This is a genomic window from Streptococcus sp. Marseille-P7375 (assembly GCF_902460365.1).
GTDB lineage: Bacteria > Bacillota > Bacilli > Lactobacillales > Streptococcaceae > Streptococcus > Streptococcus cristatus_I.
Genome location: NZ_CABPTR010000002.1, coordinates 198,707 through 214,792, shown reverse-complemented (window position 1 = coordinate 214,792; position 16,086 = coordinate 198,707). Strand labels below are relative to the sequence as shown.

Annotated in this window: 16 protein-coding genes; 13 read left to right on the top strand and 3 right to left on the bottom strand. The window is 45.6% G+C overall.

The window, feature by feature from the left end:
• The 8 genes from mvk to FZ954_RS06470 all read left to right on the top strand — a co-directional run bounded on the left by mvk (nucleotide 1) and on the right by FZ954_RS06470 (nucleotide 5,650).
• Nucleotides 1-879: a mevalonate kinase gene (mvk, locus tag FZ954_RS06505; protein ID WP_148877793.1), complete on the top strand. Its 879-nt coding sequence runs from the start codon at nucleotides 1-3 to the stop codon at nucleotides 877-879.
• Nucleotides 861-1,808, top strand: a complete 948-nt coding sequence (mvaD, locus tag FZ954_RS06500) for a diphosphomevalonate decarboxylase (RefSeq protein WP_148877792.1) — start codon at nucleotides 861-863, stop codon at nucleotides 1,806-1,808. Before mvk ends, mvaD begins: the two co-directional genes overlap by 19 nt.
• On the top strand, nucleotides 1,798-2,817 hold the full coding sequence (locus FZ954_RS06495) for a phosphomevalonate kinase (RefSeq protein WP_148877791.1): 1,020 nt from the start codon (nucleotides 1,798-1,800) through the stop codon (nucleotides 2,815-2,817). Before mvaD ends, FZ954_RS06495 begins: the two co-directional genes overlap by 11 nt.
• Nucleotides 2,801-3,805, top strand: a complete 1,005-nt coding sequence (gene fni, locus FZ954_RS06490; protein ID WP_148877790.1) for a type 2 isopentenyl-diphosphate Delta-isomerase — start codon at nucleotides 2,801-2,803, stop codon at nucleotides 3,803-3,805. Before FZ954_RS06495 ends, fni begins: the two co-directional genes overlap by 17 nt.
• A gap of 176 nt (nucleotides 3,806-3,981) precedes the next feature.
• Entirely contained in the window at nucleotides 3,982-4,272 is a 291-nt protein-coding gene (rpsF, locus tag FZ954_RS06485) for a 30S ribosomal protein S6 (RefSeq protein ID WP_002896497.1), read from the top strand.
• Between the two features lie 11 nt (nucleotides 4,273-4,283).
• Nucleotides 4,284-4,763, top strand: coding sequence for a single-stranded DNA-binding protein (locus FZ954_RS06480; RefSeq protein ID WP_148877789.1), 480 nt, complete (start codon nucleotides 4,284-4,286; stop codon nucleotides 4,761-4,763).
• A 40-nt stretch (nucleotides 4,764-4,803) separates the two neighbouring features.
• Nucleotides 4,804-5,043 carry a 30S ribosomal protein S18 gene (rpsR, locus tag FZ954_RS06475; protein WP_000068664.1) on the top strand — a complete coding sequence of 80 codons (240 nt, stop codon included), beginning with the start codon at nucleotides 4,804-4,806 and terminating at the stop codon, nucleotides 5,041-5,043.
• A gap of 97 nt (nucleotides 5,044-5,140) precedes the next feature.
• Nucleotides 5,141-5,650 carry a GNAT family N-acetyltransferase gene (locus FZ954_RS06470; RefSeq protein WP_148877788.1) on the top strand — a complete coding sequence of 170 codons (510 nt, stop codon included), beginning with the start codon at nucleotides 5,141-5,143 and terminating at the stop codon, nucleotides 5,648-5,650.
• A 31-nt stretch (nucleotides 5,651-5,681) separates the two neighbouring features.
• Here FZ954_RS06470 and FZ954_RS06465 read toward each other — a convergent pair whose 3' ends face one another.
• Both FZ954_RS06465 and FZ954_RS06460 read right to left on the bottom strand, forming a co-directional pair.
• Nucleotides 5,682-6,356 (bottom strand): DUF1129 domain-containing protein, encoded by a 675-nt coding sequence (locus FZ954_RS06465; RefSeq protein WP_148877787.1) that lies wholly within the window; start codon nucleotides 6,354-6,356, stop codon nucleotides 5,682-5,684.
• Between the two features lie 18 nt (nucleotides 6,357-6,374).
• Nucleotides 6,375-7,319 (bottom strand): magnesium transporter CorA family protein, encoded by a 945-nt coding sequence (locus FZ954_RS06460; RefSeq protein WP_045500579.1) that lies wholly within the window; start codon nucleotides 7,317-7,319, stop codon nucleotides 6,375-6,377.
• 122 nt (nucleotides 7,320-7,441) lie between these two features.
• On the opposite strand from FZ954_RS06460, the gene uvrA reads away from it, so the two are divergent.
• Nucleotides 7,442-10,267 (top strand): excinuclease ABC subunit UvrA, encoded by a 2,826-nt coding sequence (gene uvrA, locus FZ954_RS06455; RefSeq protein ID WP_148877786.1) that lies wholly within the window; start codon nucleotides 7,442-7,444, stop codon nucleotides 10,265-10,267.
• Between the two features lie 108 nt (nucleotides 10,268-10,375).
• Here uvrA and FZ954_RS06450 read toward each other — a convergent pair whose 3' ends face one another.
• Entirely contained in the window at nucleotides 10,376-10,831 is a 456-nt protein-coding gene (locus FZ954_RS06450) for a universal stress protein (protein ID WP_048763464.1), read from the bottom strand.
• 257 nt (nucleotides 10,832-11,088) lie between these two features.
• On the opposite strand from FZ954_RS06450, the gene FZ954_RS06445 reads away from it, so the two are divergent.
• The 4 genes from FZ954_RS06445 (at nucleotide 11,089) to aspS (ending at nucleotide 15,907) form a co-directional block, all read left to right on the top strand.
• Nucleotides 11,089-12,303, top strand: coding sequence for a pyridoxal phosphate-dependent aminotransferase (locus FZ954_RS06445; RefSeq protein ID WP_148877785.1), 1,215 nt, complete (start codon nucleotides 11,089-11,091; stop codon nucleotides 12,301-12,303).
• Nucleotides 12,304-12,514: 211 nt separating this feature from the next.
• The gene (codY, locus tag FZ954_RS06440; RefSeq protein WP_005591692.1) at nucleotides 12,515-13,303 is read left to right on the top strand and encodes a GTP-sensing pleiotropic transcriptional regulator CodY; all 789 of its coding nucleotides are present in this window, start codon (nucleotides 12,515-12,517) and stop codon (nucleotides 13,301-13,303) included.
• On the top strand, nucleotides 13,303-13,860 hold the full coding sequence (locus FZ954_RS06435; protein WP_148877784.1) for a cysteine hydrolase family protein: 558 nt from the start codon (nucleotides 13,303-13,305) through the stop codon (nucleotides 13,858-13,860). The genes codY and FZ954_RS06435 overlap by 1 nt, the downstream gene beginning before the upstream one ends.
• 310 nt (nucleotides 13,861-14,170) lie before the next feature.
• Nucleotides 14,171-15,907, top strand: coding sequence for an aspartate--tRNA ligase (aspS, locus tag FZ954_RS06430; RefSeq protein WP_148877783.1), 1,737 nt, complete (start codon nucleotides 14,171-14,173; stop codon nucleotides 15,905-15,907).
• The last annotated feature ends 179 nt before the right edge of the window (nucleotides 15,908-16,086 follow it).

The window sequence follows — 16,086 nt, the reverse complement described above, 5'->3', positions numbered from 1 at the left end:
ATGACAAAAGAGAAGGGTGTCGGCAAGGCACATAGCAAGATTATTCTGATGGGGGAGCATTCGGTGGTCTATGGCTATCCAGCCTTGGCTTTGCCTCTCAATAATATCGAAGTGACTTGTCAGGTATTTCCTTCTGAGAAGCCTTGGACTCTCTATGAGGAAGATACCTTGTCCATGGCTGTGTTTGCCTGTCTGGAGCACTTAGGGAAGCAAGGTGATCAGATTCGCTGTCAAGTGGATTCTATGGTGCCAGAAAAACGGGGCATGGGTTCGTCTGCTGCTGTCAGCATTGCAGCCATTCGTGCGGTTTTTGACTACTTCGAAGAAGCCTTGGATCATGAGACACTGGAAATTCTGGCCAATCGAGCAGAGATGATTGCCCATATGAATCCAAGCGGTCTGGATGCCAAGACCTGTCTTAGTGATGTAGCCATCAAGTTTATCCGCAATGTCGGATTTTCAGAGATTGAGTTAGATTTGAGCGCTTATCTGTTGATTGCGGATACGGGTATTCACGGACACACGCGGGAAGCCATCAAAAAGGTGGAAAGCTTGGGTCAGGAGGCTCTGCCCCTCTTACAGGAGCTGGGAAATTTGACGAAAATTGTTGAGAAGGCGATCCATCTCAAGGATTTGCTAACCATGGGACAGGCCATGACCAAGGCTCACGGCAAACTAGCCCAGTTGGGAGTTTCTTGCCAGCTATCTGATGACTTGGTCGAGCTGGCGCTTGAAAATGGGGCTCTTGGAGCCAAAATGAGTGGCGGTGGCTTAGGTGGCTGCATGATTGTGCTAATAAAAGAAAAGAAAGAGGCGGAAGACCTAGCCCGTCTTTTGAGAGAGAAAGGAGCCAGCAATATATGGATAGAAAGCCTGTAAGTGTCAAGTCTTACGCCAATATTGCTATTGTCAAGTATTGGGGAAAGGCAGATGCTGAGCGGATGATTCCTTCCACTAGCAGTATTTCCTTGACTTTAGAGAATATGTATACCCAAACCCAGTTAAGTCCACTTTCGGCTGAGGCTGCTGGCGATGAATTTTATATCGATGGGCAACTGCAAAGCCCAGAAGAGCATGCTAAGGTCAGTCGGATTATTGATCGCTTTCGCACGGAGCCAAGTGACTGGGTGCGGATTGATACCAGTAATAATATGCCGACAGCAGCAGGTTTATCCTCTAGTTCCAGCGGCTTATCTGCTTTGGTCAAGGCCTGTGATGCTTATTTTGAAACTCATTACAGTACTGAGGAGCTGGCTCAGTTGGCCAAGTTTGCTTCAGGTTCGTCAGCCCGCTCCTTCTTTGGTCCTTTGGCAGCATGGGACAAGGATAGCGGAGCGATTTATCCTGTGCAAACCGATCTTAAGCTAGCCATGATTATGTTGGTGCTTCATGATGAGAAAAAGCCGATTTCTAGTCGACTTGGCATGCAGCTCTGTGCCGAAACGTCCAAAAATTTTCAGGCTTGGATTGACCAGTCAGCACAGGACTATCAGGATATGCTAGTCTACCTAAAGGATAATGATTTTGAAAAAGTTGGGCAGTTGACCGAGGAGAATGCCCTGCGGATGCATGCAACGACAGAGACAGCCACGCCTCCATTTACTTATCTGACAGAGGAAAGCTATACTGCGATGGATTTTGTTCGCCAGCTCCGAGGCCAGGGACATCCTTGTTATTTCACCATGGACGCTGGTCCTAATGTCAAGGTTCTCTGTCTTGAAGAGGACTTGGAAGACTTGGTGCCCCTCTTTGAGAATCAGTACCGTCTGATTGTCTCCAAAACCAAGGAATTGCCTGATGGAAACTAAGATGCAAGTCCAGACCTGCGGAAAGCTCTATCTAGCCGGGGAATATGCTGTCCTGAGTCCTGGTCATGCGGCTTTGATTAAGAATATCCCCATCTATATGCGGGCAGAGATTGAGGCGGCGGACAGCTATGAGCTGGATTCGGATCTTTTTAGCCACAAAGCCAGTCTATCGCCAGACGCGGACTATGGCTTGATTCAAGAGGCTATTCAGCTGATGAATGACTATCTCAGCTTGCTGCAACGCCCATTGCGCCCATTTGCTCTGACTATCAGAGGAAAAATGGAGAAAGACGGGCGCAAGTTTGGGCTGGGTTCCAGTGGCAGCGTGGTTGTCTTGACGATCAAGGCTATGGCTGTCTTTTATCAACTGGAACTAAGCCCTGACCTCCTCTTTAGACTAGCTGCAGTAGTGCTTCTCGAGCGGGGGGATAATGGCTCCATGGGAGATCTGGCCTGCATTGCTTATGAACAACTGGTTTATTATCGTTCTTTTGATCGGATGGCAATCCGCCAGCGATTGGTCGACACAAGTCTATTAGAAATTTTAGAGCAAGATTGGGGCTATGAAATTAAGCCAATCCAGCCTAGTTTGGCCTGTGATTTCTTAGTTGGTTGGACGAGAGAACCGGCTATTTCGAGTGACCTTGTCAAGCAGGTTAAGTCGAGTTTAAACGAAGACTTCTTGACTCAAACCCAGCTTCAGGTGGATTGTCTGAAAGAAGCTCTTGAGTCTGCTGATAAGACAGCTGTAAAGAGTAGTCTATCGACTGCCAGTCAGTTATTAGATAGCCTCAGTCCGCTGATTTACACGGAGAAATTACAGGACTTAAGAGAGGCGAGTCAGGGCTTAGATTGTGTCGCTAAAAGCAGTGGAGCTGGCGGTGGAGACTGTGGCTTCGCCCTGTCTTTTGCTACCGAAGATAGCCAAACCTTGATCCAACGCTGGCAAGAAGCTGGTCTGGAATTACTCTACCAAGAAAGGATGGGTGCTCATGAGCCAAAGTCGTAAAGATGATCATATCAACTACGCCCTAGAACAGCCCCTTGGCTACAATAGCTTTGATGATATAGAATTAATCCATTGCTCTCTGCCAGCCTATGATTTGGACGAGATTGATTTATCCACTCATTTCGCTGGGCGTGACTGGGATTTTCCCTTTTATATCAATGCTATGACAGGTGGAAGTCTAAAAGGGCGAGAAATCAATGAAAAACTGGCTAAAGTGGCGGAGGCCTGCGGCATCCTCTTTGTGACAGGTTCCTACAGTGCTGCTCTGAAAAATCCAGATGATGATTCTTATGCTGTGGCAAAGGATAAGCCTAGCCTACTCTTGGCCAGCAATATCGGACTTGACAAACCAGTAGCAGCAGGCTTGCAGGCGGTATCGGATTTGAAACCTTTGTTTCTCCAGCTACATGTCAATGTTATGCAAGAATTGCTAATGCCTGAGGGAGAGCGGACTTTCAGAACTTGGAAACAGCATTTGGAAGTTTATGGAAAAGATTTTCCAGTTCCCCTTGTCCTCAAGGAAGTAGGATTTGGCATGGATCGGAAAACGATTGAGGAAGCTCAGACACTAGGGATTGCGACCTTTGATATTTCTGGTCGTGGTGGAACGAGCTTTGCCTATATTGAAAATCAGCGGAGCGGTCAGCGAGACTACCTCAACGGTTGGGGGCAGACCACAGCTCAGGCTTTACTGGCAGCCCAAGACTGGGTGGACAAGGTGGAGTTGCTGGCAAGTGGTGGCATTCGCCATCCTCTAGACATGGTTAAAGCCTTGGTTCTGGGTGCCAAAGCAGTCGGCCTTTCTCGGACTATGTTAGACTTGGTCGAAAAACACTCAGTCGAAGAGGTCATTGCTATTGTAAATGGTTGGAAAGAAGATTTACGGCTGTTGATGTGTGCCCTGTCCTGCCGCAACCTCCAAGACTTAAAATCCGTCCCCTATCTGCTTTACGGTCGCTTAAAAGAAGGAGCCGAACAGGTGCAATAATCACTGGCTGGTATGCTTTATCTAGCTGATAAAATGCTTTAGCAAATCATTCAAGGAAAAGCGAAAATTATTCTTGCTATTTGTTGGAAAATCTAGTATAATTATTATTTGTGAGTGAACCTCACTTACCCCTTGCAGCGTCTTGGGGTCATTAGACCAAAAGGAGGAACATATCAATGGCTAAATACGAAATTCTTTATATTATTCGTCCAAACATTGAAGAAGAAGCTAAAAACGCTTTGGTAGCACGCTTTGACTCTATCTTGACTGACAACGGTGCAACTGTTGTTGAATCAAAAGACTGGGAAAAACGTCGTCTTGCATACGAAATCCAAGATTTCCGTGAAGGACTTTACCACATCGTTAACGTTGAAGCAAACGACGATGCAGCTCTTAAAGAGTTTGACCGTCTTTCAAAAATCAACGCTGACATTCTTCGTCACATGATCGTCAAACTTGACGCTTAAGAAGGTAAATTATGATTAATAACGTTGTACTTGTGGGACGTATGACCCGTGATGCTGAACTTCGCTATACACCGCAAAACCAAGCGGTCGCAACCTTTACTCTGGCTGTTAATCGCAACTTTAAAAATCAAAGTGGTGAGCGTGAAGCGGACTTTATCAATGTTGTTATCTGGCGTCAGCAGGCAGAAAATCTTGCTAATTGGGCCAAAAAAGGCGCTCTAATCGGAATTACTGGTCGTATTCAGACTCGTAACTACGACAATCAGCAAGGCCAGCGTGTCTATGTCACAGAAGTCGTTGCAGACAACTTCCAGCTTCTGGAAAGTCGTGCAAGCCGTGAAGGGCAGCCTTCAGGTGGCTTCGGTGGAAATTCTGCACCAAGCTATGGGAATGCTGACTCATTCAACCAAGTACCAAACTTTTCTCGTGATGAAAGCCCATTCGGCAATTCAAACCCAATGGACATCTCAGACGATGATTTACCATTCTAAAAATGGACAAAACTAGAACTATAATATAAAGGAGAATAACATGGCTCAACAACGTCGTGGCGGATTCAAACGCCGTAAAAAAGTTGATTACATCGCAGCAAACAAGATTGAATATGTTGATTACAAAGATACTGAGCTTCTTAGCCGTTTCGTTTCAGAACGTGGGAAAATCCTTCCTCGTCGTGTAACAGGAACTTCAGCTAAAAACCAACGTAAAGTAACAACAGCTATCAAACGCGCTCGCGTAATGGCTTTGATGCCTTTCGTAAATGAAGACTAATGAGAGTCCCTGCTTTTTGCAGGGATTTTTGCTGTCTTGATGATAGGAAGGGACAGTGCTATAATAGGAGCAACTATCGAGATATGGGAGGTTTGCCATGACAGAAGAACTAGCCATCAGAAAGATGCTTTTTGAGGATATTGAAGGCTTATCGAATGCTTTTATCCAGCAAGGCTGGCCTGGTCGGAGAGAGATTTTAAAAACCTACTTTCTGGAGCAAGAGGCGGGTGAGCGCCAAGTTTTGGTAGCGGTCGTTGGGGAATTTTTGGCTGGTTACATTACAGTTATTCCATTGGCAAAGCATGGGCCTTTTGCTGGTCTTTATCCTGAGTTAACGGATTTTAATGTTTTTGAAAGTTTCCAAAGGCGAGGAATTGGGACAGCTTTATTGGACAAAGCAGAGCAAGTAGCACAGTATTATTCAGATGTGGTTAGCTTGGGCGTTGGGCTGCATAAAGGCTATGGTCCAGCACAACGACTATATGTAGGTCGCGGTTATATGCCAGATGGGTCAGGAGTTTGGTTTCAAAGTCAGCCACTCACGCCCTATGCTTCGTGCGAGAATAACGATGACTTGGTCTTATACTTTTTAAAAAGAGTAAAATAAAAGAGGTTGCAAAACCTCTTTTTTATGCTGTTTAATATTTCGCTGGTCCCATAGTCGCACTCTTGATATTGAAGCGCTTCTTGAGGTAGAAACGGAGTGCTAGGGTGATCCCTCCGATGATGGCAACGGCGATATTTGAAAAATGTGGGTTGAGAGAGTCAGGCAGTAAGCTAGAACCAATGATTGAAAGGGTCCAAAGACCAATGGCTACTAGCATGATAAGGATAGATTTGAGTAGATGTGGACGCTGGCTACGCTCAGTATCTGGTCCGTAAAAACGGTAAACGAAATGATAGAGGGCGTAGAAAGCGAGACCACCGACAATACTACCAAAGACAAGTGTCGTCATGCCGTAAACAGACGGTCGAGAAGATGCCAAATTGACGATGGAAGTCAGAACGGTGAAGAAACCGAAAATGAAGAGGACGGAATCCAGCATCATCCATTTTGGATCATCGTTTTGTTTTGGATGCTCGGCGTCATAGCGCTCCTTAGCAGTGAGAGAAGAGGCCCAGTAAGTTGGTGCACCGTAGAGAGCACGGGCAGGAATGCCCTTGGCTTGATTTTCTAAAATGTTTGGAATGATTTCCTCTAAGATTGCCTTCACTTCTTCATCGGATTTGCCATCTTTGAGGAGTTGGTGAGTGGCGATGTGGAGAAATTCCTTGTTTTTCTTAGTTAGTTTGTCTGATACTACTTGTGACATGTGAGTCCTTTCTGCTGGTTAGAATAATTTTTTATGGAAGAGGTAGAGGGTCAGAGAGCCACTCAGAGCAAAGGCGATAAACATGATAATCCAGAAGGCATGTGGCTCGCCATTTAGAGGCAGTTCATTATCTTTGAAGTTCATCCCATAGGCTGAGAAGAGCATGGTCGGGATGGACATAACAACGGTTACCAAAGCCAGTGTCTTCATGACATTATTCTGGTTGTTGGAAATAATGGAAGCAAAAGTATCTGTCATGCTGTGGAGGATATTTCCATAAATATCAGCCATCTCGATGGCCTGCTGGGTCTCAATCAGGGTATCTTCCAGCAAATCCTCATCTTCCAAGTATTTCTTGATATTGCTAGTAGAGCTGGTTAGTTTTTTAATCACGCGCTCATTTGTCTTGAGGGAGGCTTTGAAATAGACGATGGTCTTTTCCAGCTCCATGAGCTCAATCAGTTCTTCATTTCGAGTTGACTGGTGCAGCTGGCTCTCAATCTGCTCACTCTTGCGGTCAATGGAACGCAGGGCTGTCAGATATAGCTCGGCATTGCGGTAGAGAATCTGAAAGATAAAACGTGACCGCATGAAAGTATAAAAGTTACGCAAGCGACGGTGGATAAAGATATCCAGCAGGGGCAGCTTTTCCAAACAGGTCGTGATGATAGCTTCTTCTGTGATGATAATACCAAGCGGGATAGTAACATAGTAAGTCTGGTTATTCCGCTCCTCAGTGATAGGTACGTCTACGATGATCAGTGTGTACTCATCCTCGATAGTGACACGAGACATTTCCTCGGCATCGAGTGGTGCTCGTAGGTCAGCTATGTCAATGCCAAAGGCGTTTGCGATTTCTAAAGATTCATTTTGGGAAGGATTTACCATATTTATCCAAGTTCCCGATTCAAGTGTATCAATCTCCTTGAACTCGGTTGTTGTTGATAAAAATACTTGCTTCATATCTCCTCCTAGAATCGTTTATAAGCACCGTCTTATTATACTACAAATTCTAGTCTTTTGGGAAAAAGTTTGCAGAAAAATTTGCTATAATAGAAGAAGTTTAAAGGTAAAGTGTGGAAGAGATGCAAGATAAAATTGTGATTCATGGAGCGCGAGCTCATAATTTAAAAAATATTGATGTAGAAATACCCCGAGACAAGCTGGTCGTGGTGACTGGTCTGTCTGGTTCAGGTAAGTCTAGTCTGGCTTTTGATACCCTCTATGCAGAAGGGCAGCGCCGCTATGTGGAGAGTCTGTCGGCCTATGCTCGGCAGTTTTTGGGCAACATGGAAAAGCCAGATGTGGACTCGATAGATGGTCTTAGCCCGGCTATTTCCATCGACCAGAAGACGACCAGCAAAAATCCCCGCTCAACTGTGGGAACAGCTACCGAAATCAATGACTACCTACGGCTGCTCTATGCCCGTGTTGGAACGCCCTACTGTGTCAATGGACATGGAGCTATTAAGGCTTCGTCTGTTGAACAGATTGTCGACAAGGTCTTAGAATTGCCAGAGCGTCAGCGGCTGCAGGTTTTAGCGCCAGTCATTCGCAAGAAAAAGGGACAGCATAAGACCGTTTTTGACAAGATTCAGAAAGATGGTTATGTCCGGGTGCGCGTGGATGGCGATGTCTACGATGTAACAGAAGTGCCAGAGCTTTCTAAGAGCAAGCAGCATGATATTGAAGTCGTGGTGGACAGAATTGTCATTAAGGAAGGAGTGCGCAGTCGCCTCTTTGACTCGGTCGAAGCAGCTCTGCGGATTGCTGAGGGCTATGTGGTGATTGATACCATGGACGGTCAAGAACTACTCTTTTCTGAGCACTATGCCTGTCCAGTTTGTGGCTTTACAGTGCCAGAGCTAGAGCCACGCCTCTTTTCTTTCAATGCGCCTTTTGGTTCTTGTCCAGACTGTGATGGTCTGGGGGTTAAGCTGGAGGTGGATCTCGATGTAGTCGTGCCAGATTCTGGTAAGACTTTGCGCGAAGGAGCGCTAGCGCCTTGGAATCCCATCTCCTCCAACTACTATCCGCAGATGCTGGAGCAGGCCATGGCAGCCTTTGGCATTGATATGGACAAGCCTTTTGAGGAGCTGACTGAGGAAGAAAAGCAGCTGATTTTCTTTGGCTCAGATGGACGAGAGTTCCATTTCCATTATGAAAATGAATTTGGTGGTGTGCGCGATATTGACATTCCTTTTGAGGGGGTTATTACCAATATCAATCGTCGCTACCATGAGACCAATAGTGATTTTACTCGGACGCAGATGCGGACATATATGAATGAGCTGACTTGTGCGGCTTGCCATGGTTATCGACTCAGCCCTCAGGCTCTGTCTGTCAAGGTTGGTGGCGAAGATGGCTTGCACATCGGTGAGATTTCAGACTTGTCCATTGCAGACCATTTGCTTCAGTTGGACAAGCTTAGCTTGACTGACAATGAAGCTACGATTGCGCGCCCTATTCTCAAAGAAATTCATGACCGCCTGACCTTCCTCAATAACGTTGGTCTTAATTACCTGACCTTGTCTCGTTCGGCTGGGACTTTATCAGGAGGGGAGAGCCAGCGGATTCGCTTGGCGACCCAGATTGGTTCCAATCTAAGTGGCGTCCTTTATATCCTGGACGAGCCCTCTATTGGCTTGCACCAGCGTGACAATGACCGTCTGATTGCCAGCCTCAAGAAGATGCGTGACTTGGGTAATACCCTCATCGTGGTTGAGCACGATGAGGACACCATGCGGGAGGCGGACTGGCTGATTGACGTGGGACCAGGAGCCGGTGTTTTCGGCGGTGAAATTGTCGCAGCCGGCACTCCTGCACAAGTGGCTAAGAACAAGAAATCCATCACAGGTCAATACCTGTCAGGTAAGCGTGAGATTCCGGTACCATTGGACCGCCGTGTAGGCAATGGCCGCTTTATTGAAGTGACAGGGGCTCAGGAGAATAACTTGCAGAATATCTCAGCTAAATTCCCCTTGGGCAAATTTATCGCTGTGACGGGAGTTTCTGGATCTGGCAAGTCAACGCTGGTCAATTCTATTCTCAAAAAAGCCATTGCCCAAAAACTCAACCGCAACTCTGCTAAGCCAGGTAAGTTTAAGAAAATCAGCGGTATTGAGCATGTGGACAGACTGATTGATATCGACCAAAGTCCGATTGGCCGGACACCACGCTCTAATCCGGCTACCTATACTGGAGTTTTTGACGATATTCGCGATCTGTTTGCCAAGACTAATGAAGCCAAGATTCGCGGCTACAAGAAAGGCCGTTTCAGCTTTAACGTCAAGGGCGGTCGCTGTGAGGCCTGCTCGGGTGATGGGATTATCAAGATTGAGATGCACTTCCTGCCTGACGTCTATGTGGCCTGTGAGGTCTGCCACGGCACCCGCTATAATAGCGAGACTCTAGAAGTCCACTACAAGGAGAAGAATATCGCTCAGGTTCTGGATATGACGGTCAATGATGCGGTGGAATTCTTCCAGCATATTCCGAAAATTGCCCGCAAACTCCAGACGATCAAGGATGTGGGACTAGGCTATGTGACTCTAGGGCAGCCAGCTACGACCTTGTCAGGTGGTGAAGCCCAGCGGATGAAGCTGGCTAGCGAGCTCCATAAGCGCTCAACTGGCAAATCCTTCTATATTTTGGATGAGCCGACGACAGGGCTTCATACAGAGGATATTGCGCGTTTGCTAAAGGTTCTAGCCCGCTTCGTGGACGATGGCAATACGGTCCTCGTTATTGAGCACAATCTGGACGTTATCAAGACAGCTGATCATATCATCGACCTAGGACCGGAAGGCGGTGTCGGTGGTGGTACGATTATTGCGACAGGAACACCAGAAGAAGTCGCAGCCAATCCAGCCAGCTATACCGGTCAGTATTTGAAAGGTAAGCTAAAATAAGATTTTTATCCTGCTAAAACACAAATCCCTCACTAGGCTAACCTAATGAGGGATTTTAACTTGCATTTATGGGTGAAGCAGGGCATTAGAACTGCTTACCTGATGGTTTTAGAATGTTTTTTCTTTGTCACGAACGACCAGTAAGTCCACTTTCGCGTGGCGGAGGATATATTCGGATGATGATCCGACTAGGAGGCGTTCAAAGGCATTGAGACCAGTAGCTCCGACCATAATCAAATCAACCTTGTGTTCGTCAGGAATGTCAGTTGACAGGAGAGTTTTGGGATTGCCCAGTTCAATGACGATATCAACGTATTTGACTCCGGCTTTTTGTGCCTTTTCCTTGTATTCTGTCATCAACTTTTGTGCTTCTTCTTGGAGATCTTCGTAGACCTCAGCGTCAAAGGTTGAGACGCTTTGGAGAGCCCGGGTATCAATCACATGAGCAATTGTCAAGCGAGAAGCATTTCTCAGCGCCACATTAACACCTTTTTCAAAAGCGAGTTCTGCTTCGCGAGAGCCGTCAACAGCGACCATGATATTTTCATATTTTTGTTGAGTCATAAAGCTACCTCCATCTTTTGTCGAATCCAAGATTCGAGTTTCTTATATCTTCACTTATATTGTAAACCTTTTCAGAAAAAAAGTAAAGCTGCAAATGAAATTCAGAAATCAAGTGAAATTATTTTGATGGATAAGTGTATTTTCCTAAGTTATAAGATATATTTAAATTCAAACAAGCTTTCCCAAATTCTTCCTGATTGTCAATCTTTTTTTCTGGTGGTATAATAAAATCATTCAGATGAATTGAGGAAAATAGGATGAAAGAATTTAATAAGTCCAGCAAACTGGAGCATGTAGCCTATGATATTCGTGGACCAGTTTTGGATGAAGCGATGCGGATGCGGGCCAACGGAGAAAAGATTCTCCGCCTGAACACAGGAAATCCAGCTGAATTTGGCTTTACCGCTCCAGACGAGGTCATTCATGATTTGATTATGAATGCGCGTGATAGTGAGGGCTACTCTGATTCTAAGGGGATTTTCTCAGCCCGTAAGGCCATTATGCAGTATTGCCAGCTCAGAAATTTCCCTAATGTTGATATTGATGATATTTACCTTGGAAATGGAGTTAGCGAGCTGATTGTTATGTCTATGCAGGGACTCTTGGATGATGGAGACGAGGTCTTAGTGCCAATGCCGGACTATCCGCTCTGGACGGCTGCAGTTAGTCTGGCTGGTGGGAATGCGGTTCATTATGTCTGTGATGAGCAGGCAGAATGGTATCCAGATATTGACGACATCAAGTCAAAAATCACTTCTAATACTAAGGCTATCATTATCATCAATCCTAACAATCCAACGGGAGCACTTTATCCTAAGGAACTTTTGCTAGAGATCGTGGAAATTGCTCGCCAGAACAATCTTATCATCTTTGCGGATGAAATTTATGACCGCATGGTGATGGATGGACATGTGCATACGCCTGTGGCAAGCTTGGCACCTGATGTTTTCTGTGTCAGCATGAATGGCCTGTCAAAATCCCACCGTATCGCTGGCTTCCGAGTTGGCTGGATGGTGCTATCTGGTCCTAAGTGGCACGTTAAAGGCTATATTGAAGGCCTCAATATGCTTTCCAATATGCGCTTGTGCTCCAATGTCTTGGCCCAGCAGGTCGTCCAAACATCGCTTGGAGGTCACCAGTCGGTGGATGAATTGCTTTTGCCAGGTGGCCGTATCTATGAACAGAGAAACTTCATCTACAATGCCATTCAAGATATTCCAGGTTTGTCTGCAGTCAAACCTAAGGCGGGTCTTTACATCTTCCCGAAAATTGATCGAGAAATGTACCGTATCGATGATGATGAGCAGTTTGTCTTGGATTTCCTCAAGCAGGAAAAAGTCCTTCTTGTCCATGGACGAGGCTTTAACTGGAAGGATCCAGATCATTTCCGAATCGTTTATCTGCCTCGGGTAGATGAGCTAGCTCAGATCCAAGAAAAAATGACGCGCTTCCTGCGCCAATACCGCAGATAAGCATAATTATAAGTCATAAACCGTTTAAAACAAATTCGTCTTAGAATTGTTTTAAATGGTTTTTTTGATGAAGTGATTTTTTTCGCAATCATTAAATTCTGAATCTTTCAGAATTGTAGCGAATTTTTTTTCAATACACAATTTTCAGATAATTATTGAAAATTTCGGTCGATTATGATACAATCAAGGAGACTAAATACGAGGTAAATGTATGGCAAAACTATTAGAAAAAACAAGGAAGATTACTTCTATCTTGAAACGTTCAGAAGAGCAACTTCAGGAGGAACTTCCTTACAATGCGATCACTCGCCAGCTTGCTGATATTATTCATTGCAATGCCTGCATCATCAACAGCAAGGGCCGTCTCTTGGGCTATTTCATGCGCTACAAGACAAATAATGATCGTGTAGAAGCCTTTTTCCAAGACAAGACATTCCCCAAAGAATATGTCCAAGAAGCAAACATGGTGTATGAGACGGAGGCTAATCTGCCTGTAACTCACGATTTGACGATTTTCCCAGTGGAAACCAAGGATGAATTCCCAGATGGTTTGACTACTATCGCACCGATTCATGTTTCCGGAATTCGCCTGGGCTCGCTGATTATCTGGCGCAATGATAAAGAATTTTTGGATGATGACTTGATTCTAGTTGAGATTGCCAGCACAGTGGTCGGTATCCAGCTGCTTAACTTCCAGCGGGAAGAGGACGAGAAGAACATCCGTCGCCGGACAGCTGTGACCATGGCGGTCAATACTCTGTCTTACTCAGAGCTAAGAGCCGTTTCAGCTATTCTGGGCGAGCTCAATGGCAATGAAGGGCAACTGACGGCTTCTGTCATTGCTGACCGCATCGGGATTACCCGTTCAGTGATTGTCAATGCCTTGCGCAAGCTGGAAAGTGCGGGGATTATTGAAAGCCGCTCGCTGGGGATGAAGGGAACTTATCTGAAAGTGCTGATTCCAGATGTTTTTGAGGAAATTAAAAAGAGGGACTATTAATGGCTAAAGCACTGATTTCCATTGATTATACAGTTGATTTTGTTGCAGATGAGGGCAAGTTAACCGCAGGAGCGCCGGCTCAGGCAATTTCTGAAGCCATTGCTCAAGTGACCGAGGCAGCTTTTGATCGAGGCGACTATATCTTCTTTACTATTGATGCTCATGATGAAAATGATGCCTTTCACCCAGAAAGCAAGCTTTTTCCGCCCCACAATATCAAGGGAACGAGCGGTCGCAATCTTTATGGACCCTTGGAGGATTTTTATGACAAGCATCAAGCGGACTCTAGGGTCTTTTGGATGGATAAACGTCATTATTCTGCTTTTTCTGGCACGGATTTAGATATACGCCTGCGGGAAAGAAAGGTAGATACGGTCATTTTGACTGGAGTCTTGACAGATATTTGCGTCCTGCATACGGCGATCGATGCCTATAATCTTGGTTACCAGATTCAGGTGGTAGAGCCGGCAGTGGCTTCTCTATCAGAGGAAAATCACAAATTTGCCTTAAATCACTTGCAAAATGTTCTAGGTTCGACTATAATAGATACAATTTAAGAGTAAAAGAGAAGCAGAGTAGGCTTGCTAACTTGCACAGAGAGTACTGATAGCTGAGAGCAGTACCAAGAAAGCAAAAACCGAAGAACATGTTTCGTAATCTTTTGTGTGATTAAGCACAAACGCCGCTCACGTTACGAGCTCAGAGGCTGCCTTTTAAGGTGGCGAATAACAGTGGTACCACGGCTTTCGTCTGTTTCATAGACGGAAGCTTTTTGTTTTGCAAAAGGGAAAGTGGATATGCTGTAAGAAAGTTGCTAATATGCCTAAGGACAGGGCGGCTTGCAAATGGATTTGAGAGGGAAAGAATATGAAAGAAATTTTTATCGGAAACTACGGTTTAGAGCAGGTCGGACAGACCATGACCGCAACTGGCTGGGTGGCCAATATCCGCAATCACGGCAAGCTAGCCTTTATTGAATTACGGGACCGTGAGGGCTTGCTTCAGGTCTTCGTTGGTGGTGAGATAGAAGATTTTGCTAAGCTGGAAGACATTGGCAAAGAGGATGTCATTGCAGTGACAGGGCAAGTCGTTCAGCGAGAAGAGCGCTTTGTCAATAAGTCCATCAAGTCTGGTCAGGTTGAGCTAAGGGCAGAGAAGATTGAGGTCATTGCTAGCAGTAAGTCTCTGCCTTTTGAGTTGGACCAGCATGCCCATACAGGGGAAGATCTGCGTCAGAAATACCGCTACCTGGACTTGCGCCGTGAGAAGATGACACATAACCTCAAACTGCGCCATCAGGTCACATCAACTATTCGAGAATATTTGAACGGTTTGGACTTTTTGGAAGTGGAGACGCCGTATCTGACCAAGTCAACTCCTGAAGGTGCTAGAGATTTCTTGGTTCCTAGTCGGATCTTTAAAAATCAGTTCTACGCCTTGCCACAGAGCCCGCAGATGCTCAAGCAGTTGCTGATGGGAGCTGGTCTCGAGCGTTATTATCAGATTGTTCGTTGCTTCCGTGATGAAGATTTGCGGGGCGACCGTCAGCCAGAGTTTACCCAGGTGGACTTAGAGCTGAGTTTTGCCAGCGAGGAAGAAATCCGAGCTCTGGTTGAAGCTATGCTCAAGGCTGTTGTCAAGAAAACTCATGGTTTAGAGTTAACAGAAGATTTTCCGACTATCAGCTATGATGAGGCTATGAGCCGCTTCGGTTCTGATAAGCCAGATACACGTTTTAGTTTAGAGTTGAAGAGTTTGACGGATTTGTGCCAGTCCAATGATTCGCTTCTCATCAAGAAAGCTTTGGACAACCAAGAGGAAGTGATGGGAATCTGTGTGCCAGATGCGGCTAGTGCTTTTAGCAAGAAACAGCTGAGTCACTACTATCAGGAAATGAAGGAATTTGGATGCAGTCGTTTCGCCAGTCTAAAGGTTGAAAATGGCCAATTGGTTGGTGATTTGGCTAGCACCTTTGAGGCTGAGAGTCAGGATTTACTAGCACGTTTTGAGGCCAAGGATGGAGATTTGATTCTGCTAGTCATGGCTAAGAAGCGTCGGGCTCAGGAAGCTTTGGGACATCTGCGTCTAGAAGTCGCAAAAGCTTTGGATCTGATTGATCCGAGTCTGCTTCATTTTCTCTGGGTTGTGGATTGGCCGCTGTTGGAGTGGAATGAAGACCAAAACCGCTATCAAGCCATGCACCATCCTTTCACACAGGGCATTTTTGAAGAAGGTCAGGAGTCAGATCAATTCCGCAGTCACGCTTACGACATCGTCTTGAACGGTTATGAGATTGGCGGAGGAAGTCTACGGATTCATGATCGGAAGGCTCAGGAAGCGATGTTTGAGCTGCTGGGCATGTGCCGAGAAGACTATGAGCGGGACTTCGGTTTCTTCTTAGAAGCCTTGGAGTATGGCTTCCCACCACATGGCGGCTTGGCTCTAGGCTTAGATCGCTTGGTTATGATTTTGGCTGGGGAAGAAAATATCCGCCAAGTCATTGCCTTTCCGAAAAATGGTACTGGTTTTGACCCTATGCTGGAAAGTCCAAGTTTGGTGGACCAAAGACAGCTCAAAGAACTGCATTTGGAATTGAAGAATTAGCCTGAAATATGGTAAAATGAAATGATGCGAATTCCTGAAGAAATCAGGAAGAAGCCAAAGAAAGAGGTCGCAGCTACGAGAGCTTGGCGCCCCCTATCTTAGCAAAATAATACGAGCTAAAACCTCGAAAATAAAGATCTTTCTTAGATTTATCGTTTTCGGTTGGCATTCAGGCTCGT

Excerpts from the sequence above, each read along its gene's own strand:
- uvrA (WP_148877786.1), top strand. The coding sequence starts at position 7,442 with ATGCAAGATAAAATTGTGATTCATGGAGCGCGAGCTCATAATTTAAAA.
- FZ954_RS06445 (WP_148877785.1), top strand. The coding sequence starts at position 11,089 with ATGAAAGAATTTAATAAGTCCAGCAAACTGGAGCATGTAGCCTATGAT.
- mvaD (WP_148877792.1), top strand. The coding sequence starts at position 861 with ATGGATAGAAAGCCTGTAAGTGTCAAGTCTTACGCCAATATTGCTATT.
- FZ954_RS06495 (WP_148877791.1), top strand. The coding sequence starts at position 1,798 with ATGGAAACTAAGATGCAAGTCCAGACCTGCGGAAAGCTCTATCTAGCC.
- codY (WP_005591692.1), top strand. The coding sequence starts at position 12,515 with ATGGCAAAACTATTAGAAAAAACAAGGAAGATTACTTCTATCTTGAAA.
- FZ954_RS06470 (WP_148877788.1), top strand. The coding sequence starts at position 5,141 with ATGACAGAAGAACTAGCCATCAGAAAGATGCTTTTTGAGGATATTGAA.
- fni (WP_148877790.1), top strand. The coding sequence starts at position 2,801 with ATGAGCCAAAGTCGTAAAGATGATCATATCAACTACGCCCTAGAACAG.
- rpsF (WP_002896497.1), top strand. The coding sequence starts at position 3,982 with ATGGCTAAATACGAAATTCTTTATATTATTCGTCCAAACATTGAAGAA.
- FZ954_RS06460 (WP_045500579.1), bottom strand. The coding sequence starts at position 7,319 with ATGAAGCAAGTATTTTTATCAACAACAACCGAGTTCAAGGAGATTGAT.
- mvk (WP_148877793.1), top strand. The coding sequence starts at position 1 with ATGACAAAAGAGAAGGGTGTCGGCAAGGCACATAGCAAGATTATTCTG.
- rpsR (WP_000068664.1), top strand. The coding sequence starts at position 4,804 with ATGGCTCAACAACGTCGTGGCGGATTCAAACGCCGTAAAAAAGTTGAT.
- aspS (WP_148877783.1), top strand. The coding sequence starts at position 14,171 with ATGAAAGAAATTTTTATCGGAAACTACGGTTTAGAGCAGGTCGGACAG.
- FZ954_RS06450 (WP_048763464.1), bottom strand. The coding sequence starts at position 10,831 with ATGACTCAACAAAAATATGAAAATATCATGGTCGCTGTTGACGGCTCT.
- FZ954_RS06465 (WP_148877787.1), bottom strand. The coding sequence starts at position 6,356 with ATGTCACAAGTAGTATCAGACAAACTAACTAAGAAAAACAAGGAATTT.
- FZ954_RS06480 (WP_148877789.1), top strand. The coding sequence starts at position 4,284 with ATGATTAATAACGTTGTACTTGTGGGACGTATGACCCGTGATGCTGAA.
- FZ954_RS06435 (WP_148877784.1), top strand. The coding sequence starts at position 13,303 with ATGGCTAAAGCACTGATTTCCATTGATTATACAGTTGATTTTGTTGCA.